The sequence below is a fragment of the Roseateles sp. DAIF2 genome (assembly GCF_015624425.1).
Taxonomy (GTDB): Bacteria; Pseudomonadota; Gammaproteobacteria; order Burkholderiales; family Burkholderiaceae_C; genus Kinneretia.
The window spans coordinates 2,221,992-2,241,549 of sequence record NZ_CP049919.1 but is presented as its reverse complement, the minus strand read 5'-3'; the positions used below and the strand labels follow the sequence as shown (position 1 = coordinate 2,241,549).

Below are 19,558 nucleotides of genomic sequence, written 5' to 3'. Positions count from 1 at the left end.
CTCTTCTTCCTCACTGCACCTTCGGGTCGCGATGCGACAGGCCCCAGACATAGGCGGCCAGCACGCGGATCTGCTCCGGGCTCAGGCGCTCGCCATGGGCGGGCATCTGGTTGGTCTTGCCGCCGTTGATCATCGCGACCACCGCGTCCTCGCCCCAGCCATGCAGCCAGACCTTGTCGGTCAGGTTCGGCGCGCCCAGGGCCGGGTTGCCCTTGCCGGCCGGGCCGTGGCAGGCGGCGCAGGAGGTGAACTTGTCCTTGCCCAGCTGCGCGGCGACCGAGTTGTGCGGGCTGCCCGACAGGCTCAGCACGTAATGCGCCAGGTTGCGCACGTCCTCGGCATTGCCGACCGCCGCGGCCATCGGCGGCATCTGGCCGATGCGGCCCTTGCCGATGGTCTCGATGATGGTCTCGTGCGCGCCGCCATACAGCCAGTCGCCGTCGGTCAGGTTCGGGAAGCCCTTGCTGCCCTTGGCATCGGAGCCGTGGCAGGTGGCGCAGTTGTTGGCGAACAGGCGCTCGCCGATGCCCATCGCCTGGGTGTTGCCGGCCAGCTGCTCGACCGGCATCGCCGCGTACTTGGCATAGACCTCGGTCAGCGCGACGCGCGCCTTGGCCTGCTCGGCCTCGTACTGGCCGGTGCTGCTCCACTTCAGGGTGCCCTCGGCGCTGCCCAGGCCTGGATACAGGGCCAGGTAGACGCCGGAGAACACGACGGTCAGCACGAACAGGCCCATCCACCAGCGCGGCAGCGGGTTGTTCAGCTCGCGCAGGTCCTCGTCCCAGACATGGCCGGTGGTGTTGTCGCCGGCCATCACCTTGCGGCGTGCCGCGATGACCAGCAGCAGCAGGCAGAACACCAGGCCACCGATCGTGGCCGCGGCGACGAACACCGACCAGCCGTTGGAGAAAAAGTCACTGCCCATGATTCACCACTCCCGCCTGCTCATCCTTCAGGGGCAAGGCCGCCAATTCATCGAAGGTGTTCTTGTCGCGCCGGCCGCTGTAGACCCAGGCCACGATGCCCGCGAACATCAGCAGCAGCAGCACCGTCACCGCGCTTCTCAGATCATTGATATCCATCTCGCGCTCCTAGCCGTCACTTCAGCGATGTGCCCATGACCTGCAGGTAGGCGATCACCGCCTCCAGCTCGGTCTTGCCCTTGACCGCCTCGGCCGCACCGGCCACCTCGGCGTCGCTGTAGGGCACGCCCAGGGTGCGCAGAGCCTGCAGCTTGGGCGCCATCTCGGCCGGGTTCACGCCGGTGCTGGCCAGCCAGGGATAGGCCGGCATGTTGGACTCGGGCACCAGATCGCGCGGGTTGATCAGGTGGATGCGGTGCCATTCGTCGCTGTACTTGCCGCCGACGCGCGCCAGGTCCGGGCCGGTGCGCTTGCTGCCCCATTGGAAGGGGTGGTCGTAGACGAACTCGCCGGCCGTCGAGTAATGGCCGTAGCGCAGGGTCTCGGCGCGGAAGGGGCGGATCATCTGCGAGTGGCAGTTGTAGCAGCCCTCGCGCACATAGACGTCGCGGCCGGCCAGCTGCAGCGGCGTGTAGGGCTTGAGGCCCGGCGCCGGTTGCGTGGTGGAGCGCTGGAAGTACAGCGGCACGATCTCGACGATGCCACCGACCAGCACGGTCAGCAGCACCAGCACGATCATCAGGAAGTTGCTGGTCTCGATCTTCTCGTGACCCGCGGGCTTGTTGGTAGTGGATGCCATGATGTTCTTGTCCTCCTCAGGCATGGGCCAGCACCGCGGGCACGCGCACCGGCTGGTAGCGGCCGACCCGCGCCGTCATCACCACGTTCCAGGCCATCACGCACATGCCGCCCAGGTACAGCAGGCCGCCCGCCAGGCGGATCACGTAGAAGGGGTAGGTGGCCTTGACGCTCTCGACGAAGCTGTAGACCAGGGTGCCGTCCGGGTTGGTGGCGCGCCACATCAGGCCCTGCATCACGCCGGCGATCCACATCGCGGCGATATAGAGCACGATGCCCAGGGTCGCGACCCAGAAGTGCAGCTCGATCGCGCGCTTGCTGTACATCTCGGTGCGGCCGTACATGCGCGGGATCAGGTGGTACAGCGAGCCCATCGAGATCAGACCCACCCAGCCCAAGGCGCCGCTGTGCACATGGCCGACCGTCCAGTCGGTGTAGTGGGAGAGCGCGTTGACCGTCTTGATCGACATCATCGGGCCCTCGAAGGTCGACATGCCGTAGAAGGAGAGCGAGACGATCAGGAACTTCAGGATCGGGTCGTCGCGCAGCTTGTGCCAGGCGCCGCTCAGGGTCATGATGCCGTTGATCATGCCGCCCCAGCTGGGCGCCAAGAGCACCAGCGAGAACACCATGCCCACGCTCTGCGCCCAGTCCGGCAGCGCGGTGTAGTGCAGATGGTGCGGGCCCGCCCACATATAGGTGAAGATCAGCGCCCAGAAGTGCACGATCGACAGGCGGTAGCTGTAGACCGGGCGCTCGGCCTGCTTCGGGATGTAGTAGTACATCATCCCCAGGAAGCCCGCGGTCAGGAAGAAGCCGACCGCGTTATGGCCGTACCACCATTGCACCATCGCGTCCTGCACGCCGGCATAGGCCGAGTAGCTCTTGATCCAGCTGACCGGGATCGCCGCGCTGTTGACCAGGTGCAGCACCGCCACCGCGATGATGAAGGCGCCGAAGAACCAGTTGGCCACGTAGATATGCTTGACCTTGCGCGTGCCGACGGTGCCGAAGAACACGATCGCGTAGCTGACCCACACCAGGGTGATCAGGATGTCGATCGGCCATTCCAGCTCGGCGTATTCCTTGCCGCTGGTCATGCCCAGCGGCAGGGTGATCGCGGCCAGCACGATCACCAGCTGCCAGCCCCAGAAGGTGGCCCAGGCCAGCTTGGGCGCGAACAGGCGCGTCTGGCCGGTGCGCTGCACCACATGGTAGGCGGTCGCGAACAGCGCGCAGCCGCCGAAGGCGAAGATCACCGCATTGGTGTGCAGCGGTCGCAGGCGCCCGTAGCTCAGCCATGAGATGCCCAGATTCAGCTCGGGCCAGGTCAGCTGGGCGGCGATGATCACCCCCACCAGCATGCCCACCACGCCCCACAACACGGAAGCCAGCGCAAAGGCGCGCACAACCCCGTCCTCGTATACGGGCGCTGTATGCCCGCTTGCCCCTGTCGTCATCACGACGCTCCTTTGATGATGCTCGGGAAAATTCTCAGCGGCGCCCCACCGGCGCGGCTTGATCGCCGTCAACCGGCGGCGTTTCGGGATCGAAAATGCGCTCGCCCTCGCGCTCCAGGTCTTCCAGCTGGCCGCTGTGCAGGGCCCAGCCGAACAGGCCGACGATGGCCAGCACCAGCAGCACCGACAGCGGGATCAGCAGGTACATCACTTCCATCGCGGCTCAACTCACTTTCTGCAGACGCAGCGCGTTCAGCACCACGAACAGCGAACTCAGCGCCATGCCCAGGCCCGCGGCCCAGGGCGGCAGCAGGCCGGCCAGCGCCAGCGGAATGCAGGACGCGTTGTAGAAGGCGGCCCAGCCCAGGTTCTGGCGGATCACGCGGCGCGTGCGCAGCGCCAGCTCGCGCAGCCGCACCAGGTCCAGCAGCCGGCCCGACAGCAGCACGCCGTCGGCCTGGGCGCGCGCCAGCAAAGCGCCCTGCCCCATCGCCAGGCTGGCATCGGCGCGCGCCAGCACCGGCGCGTCGTTGACGCCGTCGCCCAGCATCAGCACGCGGTGGCCCAGGGCCTGCAGCCGCGCCACCTCGGCCAGCTTGTCCTCGGGGCTGGCGCCGCCCAGCGCGCGCGCCACGCCGGCCTCGCGGGCCAGTGCCGCCACCCGCGCCGGCGCATCGCCCGACAGCAGCAGGGTCGACAGGCCCAGCGCATGCAGGCGCTCGACGGCCTCGCGCGCATCGGCGCGCAGCCGCTCGCCGAACTCCAGCACCAGCAGGGCCTGACCCTCGGCCGGCCCGAAGGCCAACTGGCCGCCGCTTTCGCTGACGCCGCCGACCCAGGTCGGCGAGCCCAGGCGCCACAGCCGCCCGGTTGCATCGCGCGCCTGCAGGCCGCGGCCCGGCAGTTCCTCGATCTCGGACCAGCCGGCCGCTTCATCAACTTGCGCGCAGGCCGCGACCAGCGCGCGCGCGAACACATGCTGCGAATGGCGCGCCAAGGCGGCCGCACGCGGCAGCAGGCTCGGGTCGCCGACGCTGCGCTGCAGCGCCATGCCGTCCTCGCTCAGGGTGCCGGTCTTGTCCAGCACCACCAGGTCCACCTTGGCCATCTGCTCCAGCAGCTCCAGCCGCGCCAGCAGCAGGCCGCGCCGTGCCAGCGCGCCGGCCGCGGCCAGCCAGGCCGAGGGCGCGGCCAGCGACAGTGCGCAGGGGCAGGTCACGATCAGCACCGACACCGCGACCCAGACCGCACGCTCCGGCGCGACAAAGCTCCAGGCCAGCGCCGCGCCGCCCGCCAGCAGCAGCACCACCCACAGAAAGGGCCCGGCCACCCGCTCGGCCAGCGCCAGGCTCTCGGGCCGGCGCGTCAGCGCCTCGCGCATCAGGCGCACGATGGCCTCGAAACGGGTGTCGGCGCCGAGCTTTTCGACCCGCATCAGCACCGGCGCCTGCAGGTTCAGGCTGCCGGCCACCACCGCATCGCCCGGGCCCTTGGGCACCGGCGCGGATTCGCCGGTCAGCAGCGCCTCGTCGGCGGCGGTCCGGCCCTGCTCGATGCGGCCGTCGGCCGCGAAGGCCGCGCCCAGCGGCACGCGCAGCAGATCGCCGACGCGCAGCCGCGCCGGCACCACCCGCTCGCTGCGGCCGCTCGCTGCGTCGACGATGCGCTCCACCAGCTCCGGCAGCCGCCCCATCGCCCCCTCCAGCTCGCGCGCGACGCGGTGCCGCGCGCGCAGTTCCAGCCAGCGCCCGGCCAGCAGGAAGCTGACGAACATCGTCAGCGAATCGAAATAGACCTCGTGGCCGAAGGCGCCGCTGGGGTCGAAGGTGGCGCCGCTGCTGGCGACGAAGGTCACCGCGATGCCCAGCGCCACCGGCACGTCCATGCCCAGGCGGCGCGTGCGCAACTGCGCCCAGGCGCCGGCGAAGAAGGGCCCGGCCGAGAACAGCAGCACCGGCAGGGACAGCACCCAGGAGCCCCAGTTCAGCAGCCGGCGCAGATCGTCCGACAGTTCACCCGGCGCCGCCACATAGGAGGGCCAGGCCAGCATCATCACCTGCATCATCAGGAAGCCGGCGACGAACAGGCGCCACAGCGCACGGCGCTGCTCGCGCTCGCGCAGCGCGCGCGCGCTGGCCGCCAGGTCCGGCTCGGCGCCATAGCCGGCGCGGCGCACAAGCGCCAGCAAGGTGCTCAGCCGCGTCGCCTGCGGATCCCAACCCAGTTGGAGGCGCTCGGCCGCCGCGTTGACGCGGGCCGACAGCACGCCCGGCTGTCCGATCAGCGCGCGCTCGATGATGCCGGCGCAGGCCGCGCAATGCAGGCCCGAGAGACGCAGCTGCGACAGCGCCTCACGCTCGCCGCGCCGCTCGGTGAAGCCGGCCTGGGCCTCCGGCTCATCCAGGGTCTGGGCCGGGTCGGGCGCGACGGCGGGGGGGGTTAGGGCGATGCTGCTCACGGACCATAATCTAGGGACCACCCCGTCCCGACGACATGATCTATATCAAGACACTCACATCGCTGGCGCTGGCCGCCCTGATCAGCAGCTCCGCCCTGGCCCAGGAAGGGCCGCAGAAACTGCCAGCCACCCAGCTCAGCGCCGGCATGCACCTGATCCAGGCCGAGGTGGCCGAGACCCAGGAGCAGCGCGCGATCGGCCTGATGCACCGGCCCAGCATGCCGACCAATGCCGGCATGCTGTTCGTGTTCGAGCAGCCCGGCGTGCAATGCTTCTGGATGAAGAACACCCAGCTGCCGCTGTCGATCGCCTTCGTCGCCGACGACGGCAGCATCGTCAACATCGCCGACATGCAGCCGATGTCCGAGGCCTCGCATTGCTCCGCCAAGCCGGTGCGCTATGCGCTCGAGATGAACCAGGGCTGGTTCGGCAAGCGCGCGATCAAGGCCGGCGCCAAGCTGCGCGGCGGCCCCTGGAAATAAGAAAGGCCGGCATCAGCCGGCCTTTTGCTTTCATGCGCCTCACGGCGCAGGTCTTCAGTTGCTGAAATTCGCTTCGGCGAACTGCCAGTTGACCAGATGGTTCAGGAAGGCCTCGACGAACTTGGGACGCAGGTTGCGGTAGTCGATGTAGTAGGCATGCTCCCACACGTCGACGGTCAGCAGGGCCTTGTCGGCGGTGGTCAGCGGCGTGCCGGCGGCGCCGGTGTTGACGATGTCCACCGAACCATCGGCCTTCTTCACCAGCCAGGTCCAGCCGGAACCGAAGTTGCCGACGGCGCTCTTCGTGAAGGCTTCCTTGAAGGCATCGTAGCTGCCCCACTTGGCATTGATCGCGTCGGCCAGCGCGCCGCTCGGAGCGCCGCCGCCCTGCGGCTTCATGCAGTTCCAGAAGAAGGTGTGGTTCCAGATCTGGGCGGCGTTGTTGTAGATGCCGCCGCTGGAGGTCTTGACGATCTCTTCCAGCGTCTTGTTCTCGAACTCGGTGCCCTTCTGCAGGTTGTTCAGGTTCACCACATAGGCGTTGTGATGCTTGCCGTGGTGGAACTCCAGCGTCTCGGCGCTGTAATGCGGGGCCAGGGCGTCCTTGGCATAGGGCAAGGCGGGCAAGGTATGTTCCATATCAACTCCTCTAAGCTCGTTCGGGTGGAAGATTCAGTCCGGCGGCCATTGTAGGCAGCTGTCTATTCCCTCATGCGCGTGCTGAGTACCTTCATGCGCGCATCGCCATCGGCCAGCACGGCCTGCACCTCGGCGCCGGTCTGCAGCTGGGCAACCGAGGCCAGCGCCCGGCCCTGGCCGTCGTCCAGCCAGGCGTAGCCACGCGCCAGCACCTGGCGCGGATCCAGCGCATTGAGCCGCGCCTGCAGCGCATCCAGCCGCAGCGCCTGGCGCTGCAGCAGCGCGGCGCCGGCGCGGCGCTGGCGCGCCTCCAGCTGCTCCAGCAGCTGCTGCTGGCGCTCGACCCGCCGTGGCAAGGCCTGACCCCAGCGCTGCGCCAGCAGGGCCTGGCGGCGGCGCTGCTGCGCCAGCGCGGCGCTGGGCCGGGCCAGCAGCAGGGCAGCGCGGTCCAGGCGCTGGGCGGCGTTGTCCAGGCGCTGGTCCATGCGCCGCGTCAGCGCGCGCGCCAGCGCCCGCAGCCGCTCCAGCTCGCCGGCGCGCTCCGGCGCGGCCAGCTCGGCGGCCGCGGTGGGCGTCGGCGCGCGCAGATCGGCGGCCAGGTCGCACAGGGTCACGTCGGTCTCATGGCCGACGCCGCAGACCACCGGCAGGGCCGAACCGGCCACCGCGCGCACGACCCGCTCGTCGTTGAAGGCCCAGAGGTCCTCCAGCGAGCCGCCGCCGCGGCACAGCAGCAGCGCATCGACCTCCAGGCGCTCGTTGGCCTGCTGCAGCGCGCGCACCAGGGCCGGCGGCGCCTCGGCGCCCTGCACCGGGCTCGGGTAGACGATCACCTCCACCTGCGGCGCGCGCCGGCGCAGCGCGGTCAGCACATCGTGCAGCGCGGCACCGGCGGTCGAGGTGATCACGCCCAGCCGCAGCGGGAAGGCCGGCAGCGCCCGCTTCACCGAGGGGTCGAACAGCCCTTCCGCCTCCAGCTTGGCCTTCAGGCGCAGGAATTGTTCGTACAGCGCCCCGGCACCGGCGCGGCGCATGCTCTCGACGATGAACTGCAGCTCGCCGCGCGGCTCGTACAGCGCCAGCCGCCCGCGCAGCTCGACCAGTTGGCCGTCGCCGGGCGTGAAATCCAGGTAGCCGCCGGCGCGGCGGAACATCGCGCAGCGCAGCAGCCCGGCCTCGCCCTCGGCGTCCTTCAGGCTGAAGTAGCTGTGGCCGCTGGCGGCGCGGGTGAAGCCCGAGATCTCGCCCTGCACGGTGCAGACCGCGAAGCGTGCGGAGAGCGCATCCGAGACCGCGCGCAGCAGGCCCGCGACGCCCCAGACCACACGTTGCGGTGCGGCTTTCCAGGGCTCAACCATGCGCAAACCCAATGCCGGCGCGGGGGTAGAACTCCACAGCCGCGGCCCATGGGCCCTGGCGGGCCATTCGGCCTGTCACGCTGTCGTCACACGCGCATAAACGCTTGTTTTTCAAGAGCTTTTTCCTGCTTAAAAAATAGGCAAACTAAGCAACTGCTTGATTCTGCGGGGACTCGCCCGCCGCCGGAGCCGCTTGCCCACAAAGTTATCCACAGGCTCGGTGGATTGTCTGGACGCCCCGGGCAAGACCTGACCCGGATCGGGTCTGGCGGGCCCGGCTTGGGGCCATAATCGCGCGCAGCCTGACCGGGCGCCCAGCGGGGCGGACCGGCATTTTCCTAAGGGGATACCAGCCTTGTTTTCGATCATACAAGCCGCCGGCTGGCCGATCTGGCCGCTCCTGCTGTGCTCCGTCGTGGCCCTGGCCCTGATCATCGAACGCTTCTCCAGCCTGCGCGCCGCCAAGATCGCGCCGCCCACCCTGCTCGACGAGGTGCTGTCGGTCACCAGCCAGCAGCTGCCGGCGGCCGATGTGGTCAACAAGCTGGCCGACAACTCGCTGCTGGGCCAGGTGCTGGCCTCGGGCCTGCGCGCGGTGATCGCCGAGCCGCGCCTGCCGGACGCGCGCCTGCGCCAGACCTTCGAGCTGGCCGGCCGCTCCGCGATCCACCGCCTGGAGCGCTACCTGAACACCCTGGGCACGATCGCCACCGCGGCGCCGCTCTTGGGCCTCTTGGGCACCGTGGTCGGCATGATCGAGATCTTCGGCAGCCAGAGCCCGACCGGCGGCAACCCGGCCCAGCTGGCGCATGGCATCTCGATCGCGCTCTACAACACCGCCTTCGGCCTGATCATCGCGATCCCCTCGCTGATGTGCTATCGCTACTTCCGCGGCCTGGTCGAGGCCTATGTGCTGGAGCTGGAGCAGGCCAGCGAGCGCTTCATGACGCACCTGACCCGCTTCACCCAGCTGGCGAACATGCAGGCCCATCTGCAGGCGCAATCGATGCAGGCGGCGCAGACCTCGCGCACCGGCGGGCGCGGCTGAGCGGGAGGCGCGAGCGATGAAGTTCCGCCAGCGCAGCCGGGCCGACGAGCCCGAGATCAACCTGATCCCCTTCATCGACGTGCTGCTGGTGGTGCTGATCTTCCTGATGCTGTCCACCACCTACAGCAAGTTCACCGAACTGCAGGTCACCCTGCCGACGGCCGAGGCCGAGGCGATGAAGGAGCGGCCCAAGGAGATCCTGGTCGCGATCTCGGCCGACGGCCGCTATGCGATCAACCGCGACGCGGTCGACGGCCGCTCGCCCGAGCTGCTGGCCGCGGCGCTGCGCCAGGCCTCGGGCGGCAACGCCGAGGTGATGGTGATCGTCTCGGCCGACGCCGCCGCGGCGCACCAGTCGGTCGTCAACGTGATGGACGCGGCGCGCCGCGCCGGGCTGTCGCGCCTGACCTTCGCGGCCCAGACCCAGAACAAATGAGCGCGGCGGAGCGCCTGCAGCGCGCCTGGCGCGAGGGCGGGCCGCTGGCCCAGGCCCTGCGACCGCTGGGTGGGCTCTATGGCGTCCTGAGCGCCCTGCGCGCCGCGCTGTATCGCTGGGGCTGGCTCAAGACCGAGGCGTTGCCGGTGCCGGTGGTCGTGGTCGGCAACTGGATCGTCGGCGGGGCCGGCAAGACGCCGACTACCCTGGCCCTGCTGCGCCTGCTGCAGGCGCGCGGAATCCGGGCCGGCGTGATCTCGCGCGGCTATGGCCGCAAGGACGATGGCATCCGGCTGGTGACGCGCGACAGCAATGCGCGCGAGGTCGGCGACGAGCCGCTGCTGATCCATCTGCGCAGCGGCGCGTCGGTGGCGGTGGGGCGCGACCGCGTGGCCGCGGCGCGCGCGCTGCTGGCCGCGCATCCGGGGCTGCAGCTGCTGATCAGCGATGACGGGCTGCAGCATTGGCGCCTGCCGCGGCAATTGAGCGTGCTGGTGTTCGACGAGCGCGGCCTGGGCAATGGCCGGCTGCTGCCGGCCGGCCCGCTGCGCCAGCGCCGCCCGCTGAGCGCCGAGCCGGCCCTGGTGCTCTACAACGCCACCATGCCCAGCACGCCGCTGGCCGGCCATCTGGCGCGGCGCGAGCTGGCCGGCGCGGTGGAGCTTGCGGCCTGGTGGCGCGGCGAGCCGGCCGATCCGGCCGCGCTGCGCGCGCTGCAGGGCCGGCCCGTGCTGGCCGCCGCCGGCATGGCGCAGCCGGAGCGCTTCTTCGGCATGCTGCGTGCGCAGGGTCTGCAGGTACAGGGTCTGGCCCTGCCCGACCATTTCGACTTCGCCGCCCTGCCCTGGCCGGCCGACACGCCGGAGCTGCTGATCACCGAGAAGGATGCGGTCAAGCTCGACCCGGCGCGCCTGGGAAGCACCCGGGCCTGGGTGGTGGCGCTAGACTTCAGGCCCGACGAATCTTTTGAGCGCGCGTGGCAGCGGGAGCTGGACGCGCTGCTGAGCTAACAACGATATGGACATCCGATTGCTGGAAATGCTGGTCTGCCCGATCTGCAAGGGGCCGCTGGAGCATCAGCGCGGCGAACAGGGCGGGCGCGAGCTGATCTGCCATGCCGACCGCCTGGCCTTTCCGGTGCGCGACGGCATCCCGGTGATGCTGGAGAACGAGGCACGGCCGCTGGACGCGCCCACCGCCCCCGCGCCGCAGGCATGAGCTTCACCGTCATCGTGCCGGCGCGGCTGGCCTCGACCCGCCTGCCGAACAAGCCGCTGGCCGACATCCAGGGCCTGCCGATGATCGTGCGGGTGGCGCAGCGCGCCGCGCTTTCGAAGGCGCGCCAGGTGGTGGTCGCCACCGACGCGCCCGAGGTGCGGGCCGCCTGCGAGGCCCATGGCGTGCGCGCGCTGATGACGCGCGCCGACCATGCCTCCGGCAGCGACCGGCTGGCCGAGGCCTGCGAGCTGCTGGGGCTGGACGGCCGCGAGCTGGTCGTCAATGTGCAAGGCGACGAGCCCTTGATCGCGCCGGCGATGATCGATGCCTGCGCCGAGCTGCTGGGCCGGCGCGAGGATTGCGTGATGGCCACCGTGGCGCATGCGCTGGAGGATGCGGCCGAGTTCGCCAACCCGAACGTGGTCAAGCTGGTGGCCGACGCGCGCGGCACCGCGCTCTATTTCTCGCGCGCCCCCATCCCCTGGTGGCGCGACGCCCAGGGCCCGAAGCCGGGCGCGGCGCTGCGCCATGTGGGCCTGTACGCCTATCACGCCGGCTTCCTGCGCCGCTTCCCGACCCTGGCGGCCAGCCCGCTGGAGCAGATCGAGTCGCTGGAGCAGCTGCGCGTGCTGTGGCATGGCGAGCGCATCGCCGTGCATGTCAGCGAGGACAAGCCCGGCCCCGGCGTGGACACGCCGGAAGACCTGGCCCGCGTGCGCGCGCTGTTCGCCGCCGGCTGAGTTACAGCGCTATGACAAGCGCGGTCCGCGTCAGCGGGCCGTAGGCCCCGCCATGCTATCCTCGCCCGCAGTTTGCGAGGGCGTCGGCGTCAGGCGGGGCCCTTCTTTTGGAAATCGAGGAGACCCCGTGCGACTGATTCTTCTGGGCGCCCCCGGCGCCGGCAAAGGCACCCAAGCCGCCTTCATCTGCCAGAAATTCGGCATCCCGCAGATCTCGACCGGCGACATGCTGCGCGCCGCGATCAAGGCCGGCACCGAGATGGGCCTGGCCGCCAAGAAGGTGATGGACGCCGGCGCGCTGGTCAGCGACGACATCATCATCGGCCTGGTCAAGGAACGCATCGCCCAGCCGGATTGCGCCAAGGGCTTCCTGTTCGACGGCTTCCCGCGCACCATCCCGCAGGCCGACGCGATGAAGGCCGCCGGCGTCAAGCTGGACTTCGTGCTGGAGATCGACGTGCCGGACAGCGCCATCGTCGAGCGCATGAGCGGCCGCCGCGTGCATGTGGCCTCGGGCCGCACCTACCATGTCAAGTTCAACCCGCCCAAGGTCGCCGGCAAGGACGACCAGACCGGCGAGGAACTGATCCAGCGCGACGACGACAAGGAAGAGACCGTCAAGAAGCGCCTGGAGGTCTACCAGGCCCAGACCCGTCCGCTGGTCGACTACTACTCCTCCTGGGCCGCCACCGGCGACGCCCAGGCGCCGCAGTACCGTCGCATCGAGGGCATCGGCTCGGTCGACGAGATCACCGGCCGCGCGCTGGCCGCGCTGGGCTGAGCTCGCCCCGCCCCGCCAAGGCCGCCGCGTGCGGCCTTTTATTTGCGCCACAATTGACGTTTACGTCAACGTAACTCAATCCTTAGGAGACAGACAAGATGGAGATCGCAGGCAAGGTATTCATCATCACCGGCGGCGCCTCGGGACTGGGCGAAGGCACGGCCCGCATGCTGGCGCGCGAGGGCGCGACCGTCGTCATCGCCGACCTGCAGGTCGAGCGCGGTGAGGCTCTGGCGGCCGAGCTGGGCGGCGCCTTCGTCAAGGCCGATGTCAGCCAGGAGGCCGATGGCCAGGCGGTGGTCGCCAAGGCCGTGAGCCTGGGCAAGCTGATGGGCCTGGTCAACTGCGCCGGCATCGCGCCCGCGGCCAAGACCGTCGGCAAGGACGGTGCCCATGCGCTGGCCCTGTTCGCCAAGGTGATCAACGTGAATCTGGTCGGCAGCTTCAACATGATCCGCCTGGCCGCCGAGGCGATGAGCAAGAACGAGCCCGAGGCCACCGGCGAGCGCGGCGTGCTGATCTCGACCGCCTCGGTCGCGGCCTACGACGGCCAGATCGGCCAGGCCGCCTACGCGGCCTCCAAGGGCGGCGTGGTCGGCATGACCCTGCCAATCGCGCGCGACCTGGCCCGCAACGGCATCCGCAACATGACCATCGCCCCGGGCATCTTCGGCACGCCGATGCTGTTCGGCATGCCGCAAGAGGTGCAGGACGCGCTGGCCGCCAACGTGCCCTTCCCCTCGCGTCTGGGTACGCCGGCCGACTATGCCAAGCTGGTGCACCAGATCGTCACCAACGACATGCTGAACGGCGAGGTGATCCGCCTGGACGGCGCGATCCGCCTGGCACCGAAGTAATCGGCCAAGTCTTCTCGCCATGAAAAACGGCCTCCGCTGGGAGGCCGTTTTGCTTCTGAGAAATCTCTCCTGCTTACTTCTTCGAGCGGGCGTGGATGGACCACAGGCGGGCCAGCTCGCCGGAGCCGTCCGTGCCCTTGACCGCGCGCCAGGCCGTCTGGGCCTTGGCGGTGTCGCCACCGGTGTAATAGGCCAGGCCCTGGTAGAACTTGGCGTCGTCGGCACGCTTGAAGTTGCCCTTGGCCACACCGGCCTCGACCAGCTTCAGGCCACCGGCCTTGTCGCCGCCGAAGACCTGGGTCAGGCCCAGCTTGACCAGCTCGTCACCCGACTTGGACTCGTTGGCGGCCTTCTCGGCCTCGGCGAACGCGGCCTTGCCTTCACCGATCTTCTTGACCATCAGGTCCAGCAGACGCTTGTGGCGCGCACCCTCGGCGCCCTGGCCCAGCACATTGGCGGCCAGGCCCTGCTCGACGACCTTCTTGCCCTCTTCCGGGAAGCCGGCCTGGGCGGCCAGCTGGGCCATCTCCATATAGTCGTCGGCGCCGCGCATATTGCCGGTGGCCAGCTTCAGACGGTAGACGTCCAGGCCGAAGCGGGCCGAGAAGCCCTTCTTCTGCGGCAGGCCGCCGAGGATCTGCGCCCACAGTTCCTTGCGGGGGTAGTAGTTCAGCAGCTTCTCGGTCGCCAGCGCCTCGGTGGCGCCGTCGTTCTTCTTCTGCGCCGCGTAAAGCAGCAGGTTCAGCTTGTCCTGACTGGGCGCGCGGCCGGCCTTCTCGTCGGCCTGCACCTCGGCCAGCGTGTCCTTCAGCACGGCGCTCATGTCGCCGGACTTGAACTGGGCCTGCTGCTGCACGGTCTTCATCGTGCCGCTGGTGCCGCCGGCGGCGAAGTAGCGGTTGGACCATTCCAGCGCCTTGGCGGCATTGCCGGCGCGCAGATAGGTGCCGGCCACGGCCTCCATGTACTGCAGCTGCTGGGCCGCGGCCAGGCGGGGCTTCAGCACGTCGAAGGCGCGGGCCATCGAGTCGGGGTCGTTGGCGCCCATCGCGGCCGAGAAGCGGGTGCCCTCGATCGCATTGTTCTCGGCCGCGGTGCGGCCGCCGACGGCTTCGGCGTCGCGCAGCTTGGCCAGCGCTTCCTTGTGCTTGCCGGCCTTGATCAGCGCGGCCGCATCCTTCAGATGCTTGCCCACCTCGGGGCGCACGGTTTCCTGGGCCATGGCCTGCGGGAAACCGATCTGGCCCTGCGGGCCCATGCCGAACACCAGGGCGGCTGCGCCCACCGCGGCACCGGCCAGAGTCTTGAGTTTCATGCTTCGCTTACTCCTAAGAAAAAAACGCGCCGCCCTCGCGGACAGCGCGTTCCATCAATCGAGTCTCATCAATTGATGAACTGTTCGTTGCCGACCATGCCCATCTTCTTGACGCCCAGGCGCTGGGCGGCGGCCATCACGGCGGCCACGCTGCCGTACTCGACCAGCTTGTTGGGCTTGATATGCACCTCGGGCTGATCGGCCTCGGCGGCGATCTCGGCCAGCTTGGCCTCGACAGAAGCCTGGTTGGCCAGCGCGACGCCGTCCCAGCTGACCGTGCCGTCGAAGTCGATGAAGACCTCATGCACGATCGGTTCCTTGGTCGGCGGCGGCGGGTTGCCGGCCGGCATGTCCAGGTTCACCGAGTGCAGCTGGATCGGGATGGTGATGATCAGCATCACCAGCAGGACCAGCATCACGTCGATCAGCGGCGTCGTGTTGACGTCCAGCATCACTTCCGGTTCATCGCCACCCGACGAGCTACCTACGTTCATTCCCATGCTTTTCGCTCCTCGTGTCGATCAACCGCCACGAGCCGGAGGCTCGGTGACGAAGCTGATCTTCAGGATGCCGGCGCGCTGGGCCGCCACCATCACCCGGCCCACGGATTCGTAGCGCGCTTTCTCGTCGCCACGGATGTGCACCTCGGGTTGCGGGTTCAGCACCGACACCTTCTTCAGGCGCGCCACCAGGGCCTCCTGGTCAGGCACCAGGGCAGTGGCCCAATAGACGTCGCCGTCCTTGGTCACCGCCAGCTCAATGTTCTCCGGCTTGGTCTGCCGGACAACGTTGGTCTCCTTGGGGAGCGACAACGTCACCGACTGCGTCACCACCGGAATGGTGATGAGGAAGATGATCAGCAGGACCAGCATCACGTCCACGAGGGGCGTAGTGTTGATCGTGGAGACCACTTCGTCCTCGCCGGAGGAGGATCCGACGTTCATGCCCATGATTGGACTCCAGCAGCGCGCTGAATTAGCGCTTGGCCAGGGCGCGGTTGCCCATCAGCACGCCATGCAGGTCGGCAGCGAAGGCACGCACTTGGCCCATCACCTGCTTGTTGCGGTTGACCAGCCAGTTGTAGCCCAGCACGGCCGGAACGGCGACGCCCAGACCGATGGCGGTCATGATCAGCGCCTCGCCCACGGGGCCGGCCACCTTGTCGATCGAAGCCTGGCCGGCGACGCCGATGGCGGTCAGGGCCTGCAGAATGCCCCACACGGTACCGAACAGACCGATGAAGGGAGAGGTCGAGCCCACGGTGGCCAGGAAGCCCAGGCCGCTCTGGACGCGGCTGTTGACTTCGCCGACGGCGCGGTCGACGTTCATCGTGACCCAGCTGCTGCGGTCGATGTTCTCGGTCAGGGCGCCTTCATGATGCTCCGAAGCCTCGACGGCGGTCTCGGCGATGTAGCGGAAAGCACCGGCTTCCTTCAGGCTCTTGACGCCTTCGGCGATGCTGGCCTTCTTGAAGAAGGTCGCGCGCACTTCCTTGGCTTCGCCGGCCAGCTTGTGGGTGTCCCACAGGCGGACGATCAGGATGTACCAGGAACCGATGGACATGATCAGCAGCAGGGCCAGCACGCCCTTGGACACGGCATCGCCGTGGTCGATCATGGCCTTCAGGCCGTAGGGATTGTCGGCCGGCTTGGCGTGGGCTGCGTCGGCAGGAGCGGCAGCGGGAGCAGCGTCGGCGGCGGGAGCAGCGGTCTCGGTCGCAGCAGGAGCGGCCGAGGCGGCGTCGGCAGCCTGGGCGGTAGCGGTCAGGGGGGACACAGCCAGGGTCGCGGCAAATGCGATTGCGGCGAACAGGCCGGAGATGCGAGAGATCATGGAGTCAACTCCTACGTAGAGAGATCGAGAGAGATCGGAACTCAGGTTGGTAACGTGGGGCCGGGCTCGTGGCCCGACCCCCATGTGGGGTACGTGTGCTTCTGGGACGCTCTGTGCTTATTCGATGCGGAACTGGAATTCCTGCTCGAACACGTGATCGCCGGGGCACTCGTAGGTGTCCTTCAGCGTGTCGGTGATCGCCTGGATCAGCGCACGCTGGGCCCGACGATCCACACCGCCACGCAGCGATGCGATTTCAACCGCGGTCACGCGGCCGGCCTTGACGGTGGCGGTGGCCTTGTACAGGGCCTCGCCGCTCCAGTTGACGGCCGGCACCTCGGGCTTGCCCATCTTGGTGCAGACCATGCCGGCGGTGATCTTGGCCGGACGTGCCACGGGTGCCGGGGCCGGCGCCGGTGCGGGCGGCGGCGTGGCGGCCACTTCGCGCGTCGGCGGCGGGACGTTGGACACCGGGGCCTGGATCGCGTTGGGCGGCGGCGGTGCGGTGACCTGCACCTCCGGCGGCGGCACGAACGGCGGCGGCGGGGCCTTCATGTCGGGCGGCGGCGGCACGACCTTTTCGGGCGGCGGCGGCGGCTTGACCTTCTCCTCCACGACCTTCACGTCGATCGGACCCTTGATCGCCTCGATGGCCTTGCGATGCAAGCCGGCGGCCAAGGCCCAGATGGCCAGCACGTGGATAAAAATCACGATGCCGATGCCTGTGAAGCGGGATGCCCCCTGCTTCTCCTGCGCAAAGTTCATGCGCGCTCCTTCATCAAACTGCGAAACTCATTCATCGATGCGTGCGGGGGTGGCTGTGACGTATCACGCCGGGCCGTAGCAAGCGGCGTGCCGTGCCGCCGCTCGGGCTGCGGCAGCGTCCTTGGCACCGGCAAGGTGCGCGGGACGGTGTTGTATCACAGCGCATACCAGTTCCCCCAAGCCTTTACCGCAGATAGGGGGTGCATGATGGCCAAAAAATCGCGACACGGTGGAGACCAAACACTCAACAAAAAAAGTGCCCGCCGACGCTAGGCCTGCGGGCCATCCATATCCCAACCATCGGCCGTAACACAGTTACAGCACGCTGTCCGGACTGGGCGGCATCTTAAACCAAGCTGACAGGGCCCTTCTTGGGGCTTACCCCAGCAAGACCGCTTGTGCGATAGGCGACTTTCCATGAAGTTACCGTGTTAGCAAGGATTGAAAACGTATTTAGGGCTACATCACGCAATGATGCGTGCCGGCAACAGCCGATACGCAGGCTGTCACTCAATTACATCCAGCAACCGCGAGTTCCGGACAAAACAGAGCAGTAGATAACCAGTTAAATACCGCTTGCATCACTCAGGAGACCGCTGCCGGCTCCCGCGGCAGCCGCGGCACGGCCGCCAGCAGGGTGCGGGTATAGGCCTCGCGGGGGCTGCCCAGCACCGCGTCGGTGCTGCCGGCCTCGACGATGCGGCCGGCCTGCATCACCGCCACCTCGTCGGCGATGTACTCGACGACGCCGATGTTATGGGTGATGAACAAATAGGAAAGGCCACGCTCGCGCTGCAGTTCGCGCAGCAGATTGAGGATCTGGGCCTGCACCGAGACATCCAGCGCCGAGGTCGGCTCGTCGCAGACGATCAGGCGCGGCTCGACCGCCAGCGCGCGGGCGATCGCGATGCGCTGGCGCTGGCCGCCCGAGAACTCGTGCGGATAGCGTTCCAGCGCGTCGCGCCGCAGGCCCACCTGGTCGACCAGGGTCTCCAGGCTCTTGCGCCGGGCACCCGCATCCAGCTCGGGGCGCAGCGCCAGCATGCCCTCCTCCAGCAGTTCCAGCACACGCAGGCGCGGGTTCAGCGAGGCGAAGGGATCCTGGAAGATGATCTGCACCTGGCGGCGCGCCTCGCGCAGCGCATCGCCGTCCAGCGTGAACAGGTCGCGGCCCTCCAGCAAGGCCTGACCCTCGATGCGGGCCTGGCGGCGCAGCAGCTGCACGATGGCCTTGCCCGAGGTGGTCTTGCCGCAGCCCGACTCGCCCACCAGGGCCAGGGTCCGGCCGGGCCGGATGCTGTAGGACACGCCGCGCACCGCATCGAAATAGCGCGGCCCGGCACCACCACCAAACAGGCCGCGCTTGAGCGCAAAGCGCACGCTCAGGTCCTTGACCTCCAGCAGCGGGGCCTCGCCCTGCCCCACTCTCGCCTCCGTCCAGGCCGGTGCAGCCGCCCGAGCCGGCTGCACGGCCGGGAAATCCGCCGGATCCGTATAGAGCCGGCAGCGCACCGCATGGGTGGACGACAGCGCCCCCAACTCCGGCCGGTGGTTACCGCAGTTCGGCACCGCGCGGTCGCAGCGCGGCGCGAAGCGGCAGCCCTCGAAGTCCAGCCACAGCGGCGGCACGGTGCCGGCGATCGCCGCCAGCGGCTCGCCGCGCTTGGCAGAATCCGGCAGCGCCTGCAGCAGCAGCCGGGCATAGGGATGCCGGGGCGCGGCGAAGAACTCCTGCGCCGGCGCCACCTCGATGATCTGGCCCGCGTACATCAGCGCCACCTGGTGCGCCATGCCGGCCACGACCGCCAGGTCATGGGTGATCAGCAGCACGCCCAGGCGCCGCTCGCGCTGCAGGTCCTTCAGGAGGTCCAGGATCTGCGCCTGGATCGTCACGTCCAGCGCGGTGGTCGGCTCGTCGGCGATCAGGTAGTCCGGTTCGGCCGCCAGGGTCATCGCGATCATCACACGCTGCTTCTGGCCGCCGGAGAGGCGGAACGGGTATTCGTCGATGCGGCGCTCCGGCTCGGGGATGCCGACGCGCCGCAGCCAGTCGATCGCCTTGGTCCGCGCTGCCGCGCCGCGCAGCGGGGTATGGGCCTCGATCGCCTCGACGATCTGCTGACCCACTTTCATCACCGGATTCAGGCTGGTCGAGGGCTCCTGGAAGATCATGCCGATGCGGCCGCCGCGCACCTGGCGCATCTGCGCCTCGGGCAGCCCGAACACATCCTGCTCGTCCAGCATCAGCCGGCCGGCGTCGATGCGGCCGTTGTCGGGCAAGAGGCGCATCAGCGCCAGCGCGGTCATGCTCTTGCCGCAGCCCGACTCGCCCACCAGCGCGAAGGTCTCGCCGCGGGCGATCGCCAGCTGCATGCCGTCGATGGCGCGCACCAGGCCGACGTCGGCGTCCAGCGCCACCTTGAGGTTGTTGATGTTCAACATGATGG

General features: G+C 68.9%; 22 protein-coding genes. 8 read left to right on the top strand and 14 right to left on the bottom strand.

Annotated elements, in window-relative coordinates; translation table 11 throughout:
- Nucleotides 1-10 precede the first annotated feature (10 nt).
- From ccoP to G8A07_RS10390, 6 genes are read right to left on the bottom strand one after another with little or no spacing between them, the layout of a single operon-like run.
- Complete coding sequence (ccoP, locus tag G8A07_RS10415; protein WP_195796933.1) at nt 11-925, bottom strand: cytochrome-c oxidase, cbb3-type subunit III; 915 nt, start codon at nt 923-925, stop codon at nt 11-13.
- Nucleotides 915-1,082 carry a cbb3-type cytochrome c oxidase subunit 3 gene (locus tag G8A07_RS10410; protein ID WP_195796932.1) on the bottom strand — a complete coding sequence of 56 codons (168 nt, stop codon included), beginning with the start codon at nt 1,080-1,082 and terminating at the stop codon, nt 915-917. Before G8A07_RS10410 ends, ccoP begins: the two co-directional genes overlap by 11 nt.
- 16 nt (nt 1,083-1,098) lie before the next feature.
- On the bottom strand, nt 1,099-1,722 hold the full coding sequence (gene ccoO / locus G8A07_RS10405) for a cytochrome-c oxidase, cbb3-type subunit II (RefSeq protein WP_195796931.1): 624 nt from the start codon (nt 1,720-1,722) through the stop codon (nt 1,099-1,101).
- A gap of 16 nt (nt 1,723-1,738) precedes the next feature.
- Nucleotides 1,739-3,181 (bottom strand): cytochrome-c oxidase, cbb3-type subunit I, encoded by a 1,443-nt coding sequence (gene ccoN, locus G8A07_RS10400; protein ID WP_195796930.1) that lies wholly within the window; start codon nt 3,179-3,181, stop codon nt 1,739-1,741.
- A gap of 34 nt (nt 3,182-3,215) precedes the next feature.
- Complete coding sequence (ccoS, locus tag G8A07_RS10395; protein ID WP_195796929.1) at nt 3,216-3,398, bottom strand: cbb3-type cytochrome oxidase assembly protein CcoS; 183 nt, start codon at nt 3,396-3,398, stop codon at nt 3,216-3,218.
- 6 nt (nt 3,399-3,404) lie between these two features.
- A complete protein-coding gene (locus G8A07_RS10390) occupies nt 3,405-5,639 on the bottom strand; it encodes a cation-translocating P-type ATPase (protein ID WP_195796928.1) in 2,235 nt (744 codons plus the stop codon).
- 35 nt (nt 5,640-5,674) lie between these two features.
- Here G8A07_RS10390 and G8A07_RS10385 point away from each other — a divergent pair, with 35 nt between their 5' ends.
- Complete coding sequence (locus tag G8A07_RS10385; protein ID WP_195796927.1) at nt 5,675-6,121, top strand: DUF192 domain-containing protein; 447 nt, start codon at nt 5,675-5,677, stop codon at nt 6,119-6,121.
- 54 nt (nt 6,122-6,175) lie between these two features.
- On the opposite strand, the gene G8A07_RS10380 is transcribed toward G8A07_RS10385, so the two are convergent.
- A complete protein-coding gene (locus tag G8A07_RS10380) occupies nt 6,176-6,760 on the bottom strand; it encodes a superoxide dismutase (protein WP_195796926.1) in 585 nt (194 codons plus the stop codon).
- 62 nt (nt 6,761-6,822) lie between these two features.
- Nucleotides 6,823-8,118, bottom strand: coding sequence for an exodeoxyribonuclease VII large subunit (xseA, locus tag G8A07_RS10375; RefSeq protein WP_195796925.1), 1,296 nt, complete (start codon nt 8,116-8,118; stop codon nt 6,823-6,825).
- 355 nt (nt 8,119-8,473) lie between these two features.
- Between xseA and G8A07_RS10370 the strand changes: the two genes are divergently transcribed.
- From G8A07_RS10370 to G8A07_RS10340, 7 genes are all read left to right on the top strand, one after another.
- Nucleotides 8,474-9,166 (top strand): MotA/TolQ/ExbB proton channel family protein, encoded by a 693-nt coding sequence (locus G8A07_RS10370; protein WP_195796924.1) that lies wholly within the window; start codon nt 8,474-8,476, stop codon nt 9,164-9,166.
- Between the two features lie 16 nt (nt 9,167-9,182).
- Nucleotides 9,183-9,602 (top strand): biopolymer transporter ExbD, encoded by a 420-nt coding sequence (locus tag G8A07_RS10365; protein WP_195796923.1) that lies wholly within the window; start codon nt 9,183-9,185, stop codon nt 9,600-9,602.
- On the top strand, nt 9,599-10,612 hold the full coding sequence (lpxK, locus tag G8A07_RS10360) for a tetraacyldisaccharide 4'-kinase (RefSeq protein WP_195796922.1): 1,014 nt from the start codon (nt 9,599-9,601) through the stop codon (nt 10,610-10,612). Before G8A07_RS10365 ends, lpxK begins: the two co-directional genes overlap by 4 nt.
- 7 nt (nt 10,613-10,619) lie before the next feature.
- Nucleotides 10,620-10,820: a Trm112 family protein gene (locus G8A07_RS10355; RefSeq protein WP_195796921.1), complete on the top strand. Its 201-nt coding sequence runs from the start codon at nt 10,620-10,622 to the stop codon at nt 10,818-10,820.
- Nucleotides 10,817-11,560, top strand: coding sequence for a 3-deoxy-manno-octulosonate cytidylyltransferase (gene kdsB, locus G8A07_RS10350; RefSeq protein WP_195796920.1), 744 nt, complete (start codon nt 10,817-10,819; stop codon nt 11,558-11,560). Before G8A07_RS10355 ends, kdsB begins: the two co-directional genes overlap by 4 nt.
- Before the next feature lie 127 nt (nt 11,561-11,687).
- Nucleotides 11,688-12,341 (top strand): adenylate kinase, encoded by a 654-nt coding sequence (gene adk / locus G8A07_RS10345; protein WP_195796919.1) that lies wholly within the window; start codon nt 11,688-11,690, stop codon nt 12,339-12,341.
- A 98-nt stretch (nt 12,342-12,439) separates the two neighbouring features.
- A complete protein-coding gene (locus tag G8A07_RS10340) occupies nt 12,440-13,198 on the top strand; it encodes a 3-hydroxyacyl-CoA dehydrogenase (protein ID WP_195796918.1) in 759 nt (252 codons plus the stop codon).
- A 73-nt stretch (nt 13,199-13,271) separates the two neighbouring features.
- On the opposite strand, the gene G8A07_RS10335 is transcribed toward G8A07_RS10340, so the two are convergent.
- From G8A07_RS10335 to G8A07_RS10310, 6 genes are all read right to left on the bottom strand, one after another.
- The gene (locus tag G8A07_RS10335; protein ID WP_195796917.1) at nt 13,272-14,513 is read right to left on the bottom strand and encodes a hypothetical protein; all 1,242 of its coding nucleotides are present in this window, start codon (nt 14,511-14,513) and stop codon (nt 13,272-13,274) included.
- Between the two features lie 68 nt (nt 14,514-14,581).
- Nucleotides 14,582-15,013, bottom strand: a complete 432-nt coding sequence (locus G8A07_RS10330; protein WP_195796916.1) for a biopolymer transporter ExbD — start codon at nt 15,011-15,013, stop codon at nt 14,582-14,584.
- A 21-nt stretch (nt 15,014-15,034) separates the two neighbouring features.
- Nucleotides 15,035-15,463, bottom strand: a complete 429-nt coding sequence (locus tag G8A07_RS10325; RefSeq protein WP_195796915.1) for a biopolymer transporter ExbD — start codon at nt 15,461-15,463, stop codon at nt 15,035-15,037.
- Nucleotides 15,464-15,488: 25 nt separating this feature from the next.
- On the bottom strand, nt 15,489-16,346 hold the full coding sequence (locus tag G8A07_RS10320) for a MotA/TolQ/ExbB proton channel family protein (protein ID WP_195796914.1): 858 nt from the start codon (nt 16,344-16,346) through the stop codon (nt 15,489-15,491).
- A gap of 117 nt (nt 16,347-16,463) precedes the next feature.
- The gene (locus G8A07_RS10315) at nt 16,464-17,111 is read right to left on the bottom strand and encodes a hypothetical protein (RefSeq protein ID WP_195796913.1); all 648 of its coding nucleotides are present in this window, start codon (nt 17,109-17,111) and stop codon (nt 16,464-16,466) included.
- Between the two features lie 585 nt (nt 17,112-17,696).
- A complete protein-coding gene (locus G8A07_RS10310; protein ID WP_195796912.1) occupies nt 17,697-19,553 on the bottom strand; it encodes an ABC transporter ATP-binding protein in 1,857 nt (618 codons plus the stop codon).
- Between the last annotated feature and the right edge of the window lie 5 nt (nt 19,554-19,558).